Annotated in this window: 11 protein-coding genes; 10 read left to right on the top strand and 1 reads right to left on the bottom strand. The window is 33.3% G+C overall.

Features of this window, described 5'->3' with window-relative positions:
• The first annotated feature begins 163 nt into the window (after window positions 1-163).
• On the top strand, window positions 164-955 hold the full coding sequence (locus tag ACXX80_RS10545) for an O-methyltransferase (protein ID WP_458553144.1): 792 nt from the start codon (window positions 164-166) through the stop codon (window positions 953-955).
• A 58-nt stretch (window positions 956-1,013) separates the two neighbouring features.
• On the opposite strand, the gene ACXX80_RS10540 is transcribed toward ACXX80_RS10545, so the two are convergent.
• Window positions 1,014-1,688, bottom strand: coding sequence for a DUF6565 domain-containing protein (locus tag ACXX80_RS10540; RefSeq protein WP_458553143.1), 675 nt, complete (start codon window positions 1,686-1,688; stop codon window positions 1,014-1,016).
• 380 nt (window positions 1,689-2,068) lie between these two features.
• Here ACXX80_RS10540 and ACXX80_RS10535 point away from each other — a divergent pair, with 380 nt between their 5' ends.
• The 9 genes from ACXX80_RS10535 (at window position 2,069) to amrB (ending at window position 13,394) form a co-directional block, all read left to right on the top strand.
• Window positions 2,069-2,755, top strand: a complete 687-nt coding sequence (locus ACXX80_RS10535) for an ABC transporter ATP-binding protein (protein WP_099715952.1) — start codon at window positions 2,069-2,071, stop codon at window positions 2,753-2,755.
• A 179-nt stretch (window positions 2,756-2,934) separates the two neighbouring features.
• Complete coding sequence (locus ACXX80_RS10530) at window positions 2,935-3,792, top strand: ATP-grasp domain-containing protein (RefSeq protein WP_458553142.1); 858 nt, start codon at window positions 2,935-2,937, stop codon at window positions 3,790-3,792.
• A gap of 32 nt (window positions 3,793-3,824) precedes the next feature.
• Complete coding sequence (locus ACXX80_RS10525) at window positions 3,825-4,394, top strand: cob(I)yrinic acid a,c-diamide adenosyltransferase (RefSeq protein WP_417990934.1); 570 nt, start codon at window positions 3,825-3,827, stop codon at window positions 4,392-4,394.
• A gap of 162 nt (window positions 4,395-4,556) precedes the next feature.
• Complete coding sequence (locus ACXX80_RS10520) at window positions 4,557-4,778, top strand: DUF2795 domain-containing protein (RefSeq protein WP_007138072.1); 222 nt, start codon at window positions 4,557-4,559, stop codon at window positions 4,776-4,778.
• An 84-nt stretch (window positions 4,779-4,862) separates the two neighbouring features.
• A complete protein-coding gene (gene secA / locus ACXX80_RS10515) occupies window positions 4,863-8,204 on the top strand; it encodes a preprotein translocase subunit SecA (protein ID WP_458553141.1) in 3,342 nt (1,113 codons plus the stop codon).
• A 398-nt stretch (window positions 8,205-8,602) separates the two neighbouring features.
• On the top strand, window positions 8,603-10,081 hold the full coding sequence (locus ACXX80_RS10510) for a hypothetical protein (RefSeq protein WP_458553140.1): 1,479 nt from the start codon (window positions 8,603-8,605) through the stop codon (window positions 10,079-10,081).
• A 170-nt stretch (window positions 10,082-10,251) separates the two neighbouring features.
• A complete protein-coding gene (locus ACXX80_RS10505; RefSeq protein ID WP_458553139.1) occupies window positions 10,252-10,944 on the top strand; it encodes a DUF4145 domain-containing protein in 693 nt (230 codons plus the stop codon).
• A gap of 51 nt (window positions 10,945-10,995) precedes the next feature.
• Window positions 10,996-12,081, top strand: coding sequence for a type I restriction enzyme HsdR N-terminal domain-containing protein (locus ACXX80_RS10500; protein WP_458553138.1), 1,086 nt, complete (start codon window positions 10,996-10,998; stop codon window positions 12,079-12,081).
• A 236-nt stretch (window positions 12,082-12,317) separates the two neighbouring features.
• Entirely contained in the window at window positions 12,318-13,394 is a 1,077-nt protein-coding gene (amrB, locus tag ACXX80_RS10495) for an AmmeMemoRadiSam system protein B (RefSeq protein ID WP_458553137.1), read from the top strand.
• The last annotated feature ends 110 nt before the right edge of the window (window positions 13,395-13,504 follow it).

Below are 13,504 nucleotides of genomic sequence, written 5' to 3'. Positions count from 1 at the left end.
TATTATTCTTGTGCAAATTCCAAGGGCGCAAATATAGACTTTTTAAAGTCGTAAAGTTTCAAGGTCATAAAGTCGAAAGTCCAAGCGTAAAGATGAAGTCATTCTATCTTTTGACTTTCGACTATTATCTTAGTATCTTCGCGCCTACCTTGCAACTATCACTATGCTGTTTCAAATAAAATCGTATTTACAATTCCTTTGGCACTCAAAAAATGAGCATGCCGTACATTCCCCATTTGTATTTAGTTTGTTGACAAAATGTTTTTATGACAAAAAATCAAAACCTGAATATGCTGTTTTAAGAAAGTATAGAAAATCGCTTTTAGCAAATAACAATACGATTGAAGTCACTGATTTTGGTTCAGGTTCAAAAGTTTTCAAATCGAATACAAGAGTCATTTCCAAGATTGCTAAAACTGCGGGGATTACTTCGAAGCGAGCCGAATTATTATTTAGAGTCACTCATTATTTTCAGCCTGACTCTATTTTAGAAATTGGAACTTCGTTAGGATTAGCGACTGCTGCGCTTTCTTTAGGCTCCCGAAGCGTTGGGATAAAAGCAAAAATCACAACGTTGGAAGGTTGTCCTAATACAATGGCAATTGCAAAAAGTCAATTACAATTATTAAATTTTGATAATGTAAATCCAATTGTAACAGAATTTAGTAGTTTTTTGGGTGACATACAACTTCAAACTTTAAACTTTAAACTTATCTATTTTGATGGCAATCACTCCAAGAAAGCGACTTTAGACTATTTCGAATTATTACTTCCTACAATTACGAATGAAACCGTTTGGATATTCGACGATATCCATTGGTCAGCAGAAATGGAAGAAACTTGGAAAATCATCAAAAAACATCCAAAAGTGACGGTAACAATTGACACGTTTCAATGGGGATTGGTCTTTTTTAGGAGAGAGCAACCTAAAGAGCATTTTATAATTAGAGTATAACGCAAAAAAAATGACAGCCATCCCTGACTGTCATTTCTAACATTGAATTAATTATTCCTTATTCTTTAGCTCTTTTCATTTCACCTGATTTTGCACCCATTCTGTTTACAGTATACATTGGTGCAAATTTCAATTTTAAACTAGCAATTTTTCTGTTATCATCACCTGAAAGTCCTTCTTTTTCAACAGTATTTTTTCTGCTGTCAAGTGCTTCATACATCAATTTAATTTCATCCCAGTCTTCACGAGAGTAAGCATCTTTATTGGTATCAACTGTACTTACAAATTGTTGATAAACTCCAAGGATATTATCTTTGTTTACCCAAGTAAAACTCATGTCATCCCCTATTTTTCCTTCACCAAACAAAGCATTTCTTAGTTGTTGTTTTGGATTTGTAGCTACAGCTGCTTGAGTATTTTCTTGAATTTCAGCTTCATATTTAGCTTTTAACGCTTCATATTTAGCAGTTGCAGCATCAAGACGTTCTTGCGCTTCGGCGTTATCTTTCATATTAGCTAATGCTACTTTAGCATCTCCGCTTCTTAATTGATACGTAGCTTCAATTCCTTGCCAGTTTGCTTTAGCATCCTCTGAAGCAACATTTCCTAATGAATCAACATACATAACATATGTATCTACCGTTTTTTCTGCTTGTTGAGCTTTTTCATCTTTACATGAAGTAAATCCTAAAGCGATTACCGCTATTCCTAACACCATTTTTGTACTTTTCATAACTACTTGATTTGATTAATATTATTTATGTAAATTTAAGAAACATTAATCGATTCATAATTATAATCCAAAAATCTTATAAATAATACATATAATTATGAAATAAAAAGAAATAAAGTGTGAATTATATAAATCAACCTTGAAATAATATAAATAATTACGGCTGATTCTATGTATTAAATATTGCATTTTAAAAGAAATCAGCAAAAAACACAATGGGTTGATTTTAAAAAAGTTAGTTCTTATTTAAAATTGAAACTCAAAATGTAACAAATTTTAAGAAACAACTACTTATCAATAATTCAAAAGTCTTTTGTACTTTTAAAATCTAATTTAATAGCATCCTACGCTCGGTCGAAGGTTAAAAATCATATATTCTAATGGCAAACCCGCTAATAAAAATAACCAATATCAAACGAGATTTTGTACTTGGAAATGAAATCGTTTATGTTCTTAAAGGCATTGATTTAGAAATAAATAAAGGCGAATATGTAGCATTAATGGGACCTTCAGGATCTGGAAAATCAACTTTAATGAATTTATTAGGATGTTTAGACACGCCTACTTCCGGGAGTTACATCCTTAACGGAAAAGATGTCAGCCAAATGAAAGACGATGAATTAGCCGAAATTCGAAATAAAGAAATAGGATTTGTTTTCCAGACTTTCAACCTTTTACCTAGAACCACAGCATTAGATAACGTGGCTTTACCCATGATTTATGCCGGATTTTCAAAATCGGAAAGAAAAGCGCGAGCTACCGAAGTTTTGGAACAAGTAAATCTTGCGGACAGAATGGACCACCAACCCAATCAACTTTCGGGTGGACAACGCCAGCGTGTGGCCATTGCCCGTGCTTTGGTCAACAAACCGTCCATCATTCTTGCCGATGAACCAACCGGAAATCTGGACAGTAAAACATCATTAGAAATCATGAAACTTTTTGGAGACATCCACGCCAATGGAAACACTGTAATTCTGGTAACTCACGAAGAAGAAATTGCCGCTTACGCCAATCGCGTAATTCGTTTGCGTGACGGACTTATAGAAAGCGACACCTCTAAATAGTTTTTTCAGGAGCTTTTTACTTCGTCAGTTCGCTTCGCTCGTGTCCGGCTATCCGCTTGTATCTCTTTCTTGCCATTCTTCCTTCGTCTGAATGACAAGAAAGAGGATACCGCTTTTATCCGGGCTAGGAAATCCAAATTACGATTGCATTTAAATCTCCAAATAATACCTATCAAAAAATGAAAATCGCCATACTAACCTGCGAAAAGCTTCCCGACCTAAATCCCGAAGACCAAAAAATAATTCCAGCATTAGCCCAACATAATATAGAAGCCAGCGCCGCTATCTGGAGCGACAAAACAATCAATTGGACTGATTTTGATTATTTAATTTTTCGAAATACTTGGGATTATTTCGAGAAAGAAACCGAGTTTAAAATTTGGCTTGACCAAATAGAAAAATTAGGTATAAAAACACTTAATCCTATTGAAATCATCAAGCAAAACATCCATAAGTTTTACTTGCGTGAGATGGAGCAGCAAGGAATCACAATTTTGCCTACTGTTTTTATTGACAAAACAGACACCCTTAATCTTGCAGAACTGATTCCTTCGCATTGGAAAAAAGCGGTTATAAAACCCGCATTTTCAGCAGGATCCTATCTCACCGAAGTTTTTGAAATTTCCGAAATTCAAGCAATAAGCGAAAAATATAAAAGTATTGCCGCAGAGAAAGAGTTGCTTTTACAGGAATTCATGCCCGAGATTCAAACATTGGGAGAAACCTCTTTTATCTTTTTCAATAAAAAATTCTCACACGCGGTCAATAAAAAACCCGTTGACGGCGATTTTAGAGTACAATCCCTTTTTGGAGGAAAATACAATTTGGTTCAACCCAGTCAGGAACTAATTAATAAAGCGCAAAAAATTGCTGACACCTTCCCAGAGAATTTACTGTATGCCAGAGTAGACGGAATTCTAATTGAGAACGAACTCTATTTAATGGAAATTGAATGCATTGAACCTGATTTATATTTCAATCTCAGTGAAAACGCACTGGAACGATTTGTTTCAGCAATAGTGGAATTAATACCCTAAATTTGTTTTTTTTTAAATCAAATAAACCGTAGATGAAAGTATATACAAAGACTGGAGATAAAGGAACAACAGCACTTTTTGGCGGAACCAGAGTCCCAAAAGACCATGCACGAATTGAAAGTTACGGAACCGTTGACGAACTAAATTCTCATATTGGCCTGATTCGCGATCAGGAAATGAACGTGCACTACAAAGAAATTCTTATCGAAATTCAGGATCGTCTGTTTACTGTTGGTGCTATTTTAGCAACGCCACCTGAAAAAGAAGTGATGAAAAACGGAGAACTTCGTTTGAAAAATCTGGGAATTATAGAATCTGATATTGAATTATTAGAAAATGAAATTGACGCTATGGAAGAAGCATTGCCGCCAATGACTCATTTTGTACTTCCGGGCGGACATACTACCGTGTCATATTGTCATATTGCACGTTGCGTTTGTCGCAGAGCAGAGCGTTTAGCGGTCCATTTAAGCCATAATGAACCCGTTGCTGAAATCGCAATCAAGTACTTAAACCGACTTTCTGACTATCTTTTTGTGTTGGCACGAAAGTTGTCTCATGATTTAAACGCTGCCGAAGTTCAATGGATTCCGAGGAAGTAGTTGGTCGTTTTCAGATGCAGTTTTTAGTACGAAAACTTTAAACTTTAAACCTGAAACTTTAAACTAAATAAAACGTTCTTAACTTTAACTAAAAATAAATCATTTTTTACTTGTCTTTTTCAGTAAAAAATTTATTTTTGCACAAAACTAAATCGACATCACATGTATTGGACATTAGAATTAGCATCTTATTTAAGCGATGCACCGTGGCCTGCTAACAAAGACGAACTTATTGACTACGCTATTAGAGCAGGAGCTCCATTAGAAGTAGTAGAAAACCTTCAATCTATAGAGGACGAAGGCGAGATATATGAATCAATGGAAGAAATTTGGCCAGATTATCCTACGGACGAAGATTATCTTTGGAACGAGGATGAATATTAAAAAGTAAACCAAGAAAAAGTCTCAAAAGAGGCTTTTTTTTTGTTTAAATTTACAGAATTACACAAACAGAAATAAAAACATATTATGAGTTTTATAAATAGTATTATTAAAGTCTTTGTTGGGGATAAATCCCAAAAAGATGTCAAAGCTTTACAACCGTATCTTAGCAAAATTAAAGCTTTTGAAACTCCTCTGATGGCATTATCTAATGATGAACTTAGAGGACGCACTGCTTTTTTCAAAGATAGAATCAAACAGGCACGCGCTGAAAAAGATGCTAAAATCGGTGCATTGAAACTAGAAGTGGAAAGCATTGAAGACATTGACAAAAGAGAAGATATTTATGTTGCTATTGATGCACTTGAAAAAGAAGCTTACGATATTTCTGAAAAAACGTTGATGGAAATTCTTCCGGAAGCTTTTGCCGTTGTAAAAGAAACAGCAAGACGTTTCAAAGACAATACAGAAATTGTTGTAACTGCAACACCTAAAGACCGTGAACTTTCTGCTACTAAAAGCTACATTACCTTAGATGGTGATAATGCAATTTGGGCAAATTCATGGAGTGCTGCAGGAAAAGAAATTACTTGGGACATGATTCACTATGACGTACAATTAATTGGCGGAATGGTTTTGCATGAAGGAAAAGTAGCTGAAATGCAAACAGGTGAAGGAAAAACATTGGTAGCAACCTTACCGCTTTACTTAAATGCATTGACAGGAAACGGTGTGCATCTTGTAACTGTGAATGACTATTTGGCAAAAAGAGATAGTACTTGGAAAGCGCCATTATTTGAATTTCACGGTATGACTGTTGAATGTATTGACAATTACCAACCAAGTTCAGAAGGAAGAAAAAAAGCCTACGATGCTGATATCACTTACGGAACCAATAATGAGTTTGGTTTTGATTACTTAAGAGATAATATGGCACATTCGCCAGAAGATTTAGTTCAAAGAAAACACAATTATGCTATTGTCGATGAGGTCGATTCAGTTTTAATTGATGATGCTAGAACACCATTGATTATTTCAGGTCCGGTTCCACAAGGAGATCGTCATGAATTCATGGAAATGAAACCAAAAATTGAAAACTTAGTTAGTTTACAACGCCAGTTGGCAAACGGTTTCTTATCTGAAGCAAAAAAATTAATCAAAGAAGGAAATACTAAAGAAGGTGGATTCCAATTGTTAAGAGCTTACAGAGCATTACCAAAAAACAAAGCATTAATTAAATTTTTGAGTGAAGAAGGAATTAAACAATTGCTTCAAAAAACCGAAAATCAATACATGCAGGATAACAAAAGAGAAATGCACAAGATTGATGAGGCATTATATTTTGTTATTGAAGAAAAAAACAATCAAGTAGAATTGTCTGACAATGGAATTAAATACCTTTCTGGAGATACCGACTCTGACTTTTTTGTACTTCCGGACATTGGAACTGAAATTGCCGCTATCGAAAAGAAAAAATTAGATAAAGACACTGAAGCTGAAGAAAAAGAACAATTGTTTCAAGATTTTGGTATAAAAAGTGAGCGTATTCATACCTTGACACAACTTTTGAAAGCTTACGCTTTATTCGAAAAAGATGTAGAATATGTAATCATGGATAACAAAATCATGATTGTTGATGAGCAAACCGGTCGTATCATGGACGGTCGTCGTTATTCTGACGGATTACATCAAGCGATTGAAGCCAAAGAAAATGTAAAAATCGAAGCCGCTACACAAACATTTGCAACAGTTACGTTACAGAATTATTTCAGAATGTATAACAAACTGGGAGGAATGACTGGAACAGCATCCACTGAAGCGGGTGAGTTATGGCAAATATATAAACTAGACGTTGTAGAAATTCCTACTAACAGAGGAATGGCAAGAAAAGACAAAGAGGATTTTATTTATAAAACCACTCGTGAAAAATTCAATGCCGTAATCGAAGACGTAACGGAATTATCTAAAGCAGGAAGACCAGTTCTTATTGGTACCACTTCTGTAGAGATTTCAGAATTGTTAAGCCGAATGTTGAAAATGAGAGGCGTTGCACACAATGTCTTGAATGCAAAAATGCACAAACAAGAAGCACAAATTGTTGAAGAAGCTGGAAAACCTGGTGTGGTAACGATTGCAACCAACATGGCTGGTCGTGGTACCGATATTAAATTATCTGCCGAAGTAAAGGCCGCTGGTGGATTAGCAATTGTAGGTACGGAACGTCATGATTCGCGTCGTGTTGACCGTCAGTTACGTGGTCGTGCAGGACGTCAAGGTGATCCGGGAAGTTCTCAGTTTTATGTATCTCTTGAAGACAACCTAATGCGTTTGTTTGGTTCTGAAAGAGTGGCTAAAGTGATGGACAGAATGGGATTGCAGGAAGGTGAAGTGATTCAGCATTCTATGATGACTAAATCGATCGAACGTGCTCAGAAAAAAGTAGAAGAAAACAACTTTGGTGTTCGTAAACGTTTATTGGAATATGATGACGTTATGAATGCGCAACGTGAAGTAGTGTACAAACGTCGTCGTCATGCATTGTTTGGAGAGCGTTTGAAATTAGATATTGCAAACATGCTTTATGACACTTGCGAATTGATTGTTGATCAAAACAAAGTAGCGAATAATTTCAAAAACTTTGAATTCGAATTAATCCGTTATTTCTCTATTACTTCGCCAGTTACTGAAAGTGAATTCAGTAAATTGAGTGAAATGGAATTAACCGGTAAAATATACAAAGCTACGCTGGAATATTACACGGAGAAAACCGAGAGAAGTGCCAGAGAAGCGTTCCCTATTATAAAAAGCGTTTACGAAGATAAAAACAACCAATTTGAGCGTATTGTAGTTCCTTTTACGGATGGAATAAAATCGTTGAATGTGGTTACTGATTTGAAAAAAGCCTACGAAACAGAGGGAGCTCAACTTGTTGCTGATTTCGAAAAAAATATCACTTTATCTATTGTAGATGAAGCTTGGAAGAAACACTTGCGTAAAATGGATGAGTTGAAACAATCCGTTCAACTTGCGGTTCACGAACAAAAAGATCCATTACTTATTTACAAACTGGAAGCTTTCAATTTGTTTAGAGCAATGATTGATAATGTAAATAAAGAGGTGATTTCATTCTTGTTCAAAGGGGATTTGCCAGCTCAGGAAAACCAACAAATTCAAGAAGCGAAAGAAGTTGCTCCGGTAGAAGATTACACGACTTCAAAAGATGAAATCGTAAGTAGCGAAGCGGCAAACCGTGAAGCTGGTCAAACGCAACAACGCCAAGTAACCGAAACTATCACTCGCGACATGCCAAAAATTAATCGCAACGATAATGTTACGATTCAAAACGTGGCCAACGGACAAATACAAGAAATGAAATACAAAAAAGCCGAAAGCTTAATCGCTTCAGGACAATGGGTTATCGTGAACTAATAACCGTTTACAATTCCTTACTATTACATTCCTCAATTACGAAAGTAGTTGGGGAATTTTTTTTGGAGCTATTCCCGCCATACGTTTCAATCTTGTGGGGCAATACCAAAGCCCCACAAGGATTTCCACTGCTGTCGGGGCTAGGGATTTTGCGTTAAATAACTCCGTTTATGGTTTCCCGTAATGATCCACCAATGAAAGAATATATCTTCAAAAAAAATGAATAGCTGTTATATTTTTATAAGTATTTTCAGCGATTTATTTATATATTTGAAAATAAATAAAGGATGATGTTTATCAGACCAATCTACCCAATTTTGGGGTGATAAGTCCGATATTGTAAGACCTATATACTAATTGTGTGACATAATACCAAAACTGCATCTAAAAACAAACTTATGAGTGATTTATCAAATTTAGAAAGTGAGATAATAATTGATTTTGATAAAATTTTATTTAGAGAAGCGGTTAATTGTTTATATGCTAAGACATATCGTGCAGGATATATAGTTGCTTGGATATCTATTGTGGAATCTTTGAAGAGAAAAATAAATATTCTTTCAAATACTGGCGACATTCAATCAAGACAATCATTTGAGAAAATTGAAAAATTAGAAAAAGATGAGAAATCCGCAGACATTCAAATAGTCACAGAAGCTCTAAAAATAAGTCTTATTGAACCTGACGAACATAAAAAGCTAGAGTTTTTTTGGAATCAAAGATGTCTTTTTGCTCATCCATATGAAAAAGAACCTAAAGAAGATGAATTAATTTTTATAATAAAACAATCTCTAGATATAACTTTAAGTAAGAAGTTAGAATTCAAAAAAAACTACATAAATGAATTAATTGAAAATTTAGTAAATAAACCACACTTTCTTTCAAATGATAATGAAGTAATTGAATCCTATGCGAAAAACACAATACCGAAAATAAACAAAGATTTACACTCATATTTTTATAAATCATTGATTAATAAAATAGGGGAAATTAAAGATGATGAGACAAAGAAAATATATCTTAAAAGATTAAGAATCTTCTCGGTTAATTTATTAAAATCAACAAATCAAACATTTAACGATACTAAATGGAGAATGGAAGATTTGGCTCTTAATTACACATATGAATTTGTACTTGGAACTTGTGACTATCGTATTTGGAAAAAAATACCCAAAAGAGCAAAAGATTTAACATTACAATATATAATCCAAAATAAAAATTCTTCAGCAAAACATCACACATTAATTCTATTAGGGAAAATTCTAAAAAAAGGGTTGTTTGATAAAAGTTTTGAATCAAAATTCAATGAATATGTTTCAACTTTAGAAATAGTTGAAGCTTATGAATTCTATAAAAATGAAAGCACTTTATATGATAGATTTATTTTAGAATTAAATTCTGGTGATTTTTATAGACAACAAGACACAATAAGAATATTGAAGACTGATTTCGGTCAAGATTTTCAAGAAAAAATTGATAGCATTCAATCAATTGAAATTGGAAGAAGAATTGTTAAAGCTGCTGAAAATGGGTGTTACGAAGCTAAAGATGTACTAAACAATATTGATTATCGTTTTTCAAATAATATCAAAAAAGGCTTTATTGCAGGAATTTTTATTGATAAAGATTATTCTTTCCGATATGATGATGATATTCTTTTCAAATTTTTTAATTATATAAATGATGCTGAATTAGAGACATTAGAAACTATTAAAGAATATATCTCCAAAAACAAAAATGTAGTAAAAGAAGAACATTCATTTCAAAGATATTCATTATCAAAGTTCAAAAATATGATAATAAGAATAACTAGTTTGAATAAATATGAAAAAAAAATAATTGAATTTCTAGAATCTATCTATAAAGAATTCGAATAAAATTACGTCACACAACACTTGCTACAAGAGATTTGGGCATTTGGCTTAATTTAAAAATGGTCTTGTATTTGGGAAGTTTAGACAAATCCGAAAATAAGGCTTAATTTAATCCCAAACCTCTTGTAGCAAGGAAACGTTATTCCGCATTTTAACACCTAAATATTAACAACATGCAATTTTCAAAATATAATAATGACAGAGCAACTAATTTCACTGCAGAAGACCCAAATATTTGCCCACATTGCCATGTCGCCATAGAACCAACTTTGATTTTTAATTATTACGACCGCCAAGTAGATAAACTATTCAGTTTGTGGAATTGTACTTTCAACAAATGTGGAAAAACTTTTATTGTTTCTCATTATGAAAATGAATGGTCTAGTTTCACTATCGAAAGGAATTTAAATGGTTTCCCAAAAGGTCCAAATTGGCCACAACCAATATTAAATTTAAAGAATGGTCAAACTGTTGGTACAGAAAAGGAAGAAGATTCAAAATTTATTACGACTTATTTACAAAGTTTAGAAGCTGAATCAAATGGACTTAGTGAAATTGCTGGAATGGGATTCCGAAAAGCCATTGAATATTTAGTGAAAGATTGGGCTATTCAAACAAATCCTGATGCGAAAGAGAAAATATTAGAAGACTGGCTCTCAACTATTATCAGAAATCATTTTACAGGGGAACTAAAAGACATTTTAGAAAGAGCAACTTGGCTTGGAAATGACCAAACTCATTACAATAAACTTTTTGAAGAATTTAACGTTCAACACCTAAAAGAACTAATTGACTTAATAATGGTAGAATTAGATCGAGAATTTAAAAAAAGACATTACATAGAAAATATTGAGAAAAGAAAATAAAAACGCGGTATAACACACGCTACAAGCAAGCACCAAAAAAAAGACGAAAAAATGAATGAAAAATGGGAAGAAATATGCTTTTTGCTATCTGAAAATATAAAAAGAGAGATTAGTGAAAGTGAATTTGAGCAAAATGTAATCCAAGCATTAAGAGTTTTAAATTGGAAAGAATTTACAGGCGATATTCAAATCCGACCTTCATTTCAATTTGGAGCATCAAATAGAATGATGCCCGATTTTGTAATAAATTCGGCTGAAAAGAAAAATCTGTTTGTAATAGAAATTAAGCAACCAAATATTCCATTGACAACCAATTTTCAACAACAGTTGTTTTCTTATATGCGTCATTTAAGACTTCAATATGGAATTTTGATTGGTCAATCAATTCAAGTTTTTTATGATGGCGATTTAACAGAACACGACGATCCAGTTTTACTTGAAACAATTCAAATTAATACTGAAGACAATAAGGGGAAAAATTTTGTAGAACTTTTTACTAAAGACAATTTCAGTTTTGAAAAGTTGCACGCTTTTACTCAAAATTCACTTAAAAAGATTAATCGTAAAACCGACCAAAAAATATTGATAAATAAAATTTTATCGGAAGAATACAAAATTACTATTTTGGAATTGATAAAGCAGGATTTTTTAAACGAGTATGATGCAGAATTGATTGACAACGCTTTCAAAGAGATTTCAATAAACATTTCTGGAAACCAAAGAATAGAAATTCAAAACTTTAAACCAACAAACAATAATTGGGAAACTTCAGATAGCAATCAATCAAGAGATACTACCAAATATAGTTTAAATGGTAATGGAAAACGACTTGCTAAAAACAGATTTGTTTTGGAATTGGTAAGACAATATATGAAAAATAAACCCTCGAGTTTTTCGACATTAAAAAACTTATTCAAAGATGAATATCAAGGTTCGACTGGAGTAATTAACGAAGTTGCATATGTGCAAACAAAATATGCGAATAAATCTGACAAAAGGCATTTTACAGCTAATGATGAAATTTTAGAAAGTTCGGATGGAGTTAAATTTGTTGTTTCAACTCAATGGGGAAAACATAATATTTCCGAAATAGTTGCTTTGGCAAAAAGAGAAGGATTTCAAGTTGATGAAATCTAAAACGATAAACATTATGCAGAAAGCCAGCTGGTAACACCGCTAGCGCGAGCGTCTCGCTCGTGCCCACAAAGTAAACAAAAACACCCCTAAAAATTTAGCAATTTATGAGAAAGACATAAAGAAGCATTTCTCCTATCTTAAACCAAACAGCGACATAAAAACAAAAATTTACCTAAAAATTGCGACCGCTATCAGATAGCATTTTTTAGCGTAAATTGCTTGAAATAAAATTTTATATGCGATTACTAATTATTTTTATCTGTTTGTGTTGTTTCAGTTGTAAAATTGAAAAAAATGTAAAAAATGCAGTACCAGACCTAGCACTAGAAAAGAGAATTAGGCCTGTGCATGATACTATTGGTTTTACAAAATACAATTGGCAATTAGATTCTATTTATAACCGTTTAGGAATTCAGGATTCTAAAAACAATTTGCAATGGAAAGCAGCTATAAGTCCGCATGATGATTATAAATACGCTGGACGTTTGTATTACGAATCGCTTAAAGGCATTAATGCCAACACGATTATTTTGATTGGTGTCGCACATCGCGCTCGAAACTTTACCCTTCAAGACAAAATCATCTTTGGAGATTTCACACATTGGAAATCGCCTTATGGTGATTTAAAAGTGTCTGATTTAAATGCTGAAATTATGGCGCAACTGCCAAAAGCTTCCTACCTAGTTCATAACGATATGCAAGAGTTAGAACATTCATTAGAAGCTATAGTACCTTTTTTACATCGCAAAAACAAGAACCTACAGATTATTCCAATACTGGTGCCTTATATCAATTACGAAACAATTGAAAGCATTAGCAATACTCTTTCTGATGTTGTATCAAAAATTTTAAAAGAAAAGCATCTTAAATATGGAAAGGATGTCGCAGTTGTCATTTCTAACGATGCGGTGCATTATGGTACTGAAAATTGGAGTGGCGATTTAGCCCCTTTTGGAGTTGATGATGAAGGCACTAAAAAAGCTAGAGCTTTAGATATGGAGATTATTGAGAAGTGTTTAGTAAACGAAATTAGTACTGAAAAAATAAAAACATTTACAGAATACACCGTACAAAATACGGATTACAAAGAATATAAATGGGTTTGGTGCGGTCGTTATTCTGTGCCTTTTGGATTGAGCTTCGCCAATAAATTAAATCAGGCATTATACAACAAACCTTTGACAGGAACTTTTTTAGATTACGCATCAAGTGTAGATCATGACCTTATAAAAGTAGAAGATTTAGGTATGGGAACTACAGCTATAGCCACTCAAAAACACTGGGTCGGATATGCGAGTATAAAATATGAATAGAGATGTAATTCTAGAGGTTGAAGATATATATTAATCAGAATACGATCCCCACTGGCGCACGTTTGCAAGGAGTGCCAAATTAAATTATAAAAACAAATCTTAGCGTTTGC

The sequence above is a fragment of the Flavobacterium sp. GNP002 genome, assembly GCF_054343795.1.
Note: the sequence above shows the minus strand (reverse complement) of the source record. Positions and strands in the feature narration are given on the sequence as shown.

Bases quoted from the DNA above. Each gene is read 5' to 3' on its own strand.
- ACXX80_RS10545 (WP_458553144.1), top strand. From the start codon at position 164: ATGCTGTTTCAAATAAAATCGTATTTACAATTCCTTTGGCACTCAAAA.
- ACXX80_RS10525 (WP_417990934.1), top strand. From the start codon at position 3,825: ATGAAAGTATATACAAAGACTGGAGATAAAGGAACAACAGCACTTTTT.
- amrB (WP_458553137.1), top strand. From the start codon at position 12,318: ATGCGATTACTAATTATTTTTATCTGTTTGTGTTGTTTCAGTTGTAAA.
- ACXX80_RS10530 (WP_458553142.1), top strand. From the start codon at position 2,935: ATGAAAATCGCCATACTAACCTGCGAAAAGCTTCCCGACCTAAATCCC.
- ACXX80_RS10500 (WP_458553138.1), top strand. From the start codon at position 10,996: ATGAATGAAAAATGGGAAGAAATATGCTTTTTGCTATCTGAAAATATA.
- ACXX80_RS10535 (WP_099715952.1), top strand. From the start codon at position 2,069: ATGGCAAACCCGCTAATAAAAATAACCAATATCAAACGAGATTTTGTA.
- ACXX80_RS10505 (WP_458553139.1), top strand. From the start codon at position 10,252: ATGCAATTTTCAAAATATAATAATGACAGAGCAACTAATTTCACTGCA.
- ACXX80_RS10510 (WP_458553140.1), top strand. From the start codon at position 8,603: ATGAGTGATTTATCAAATTTAGAAAGTGAGATAATAATTGATTTTGAT.
- secA (WP_458553141.1), top strand. From the start codon at position 4,863: ATGAGTTTTATAAATAGTATTATTAAAGTCTTTGTTGGGGATAAATCC.
- ACXX80_RS10520 (WP_007138072.1), top strand. From the start codon at position 4,557: ATGTATTGGACATTAGAATTAGCATCTTATTTAAGCGATGCACCGTGG.
- ACXX80_RS10540 (WP_458553143.1), bottom strand. From the start codon at position 1,688: ATGAAAAGTACAAAAATGGTGTTAGGAATAGCGGTAATCGCTTTAGGA.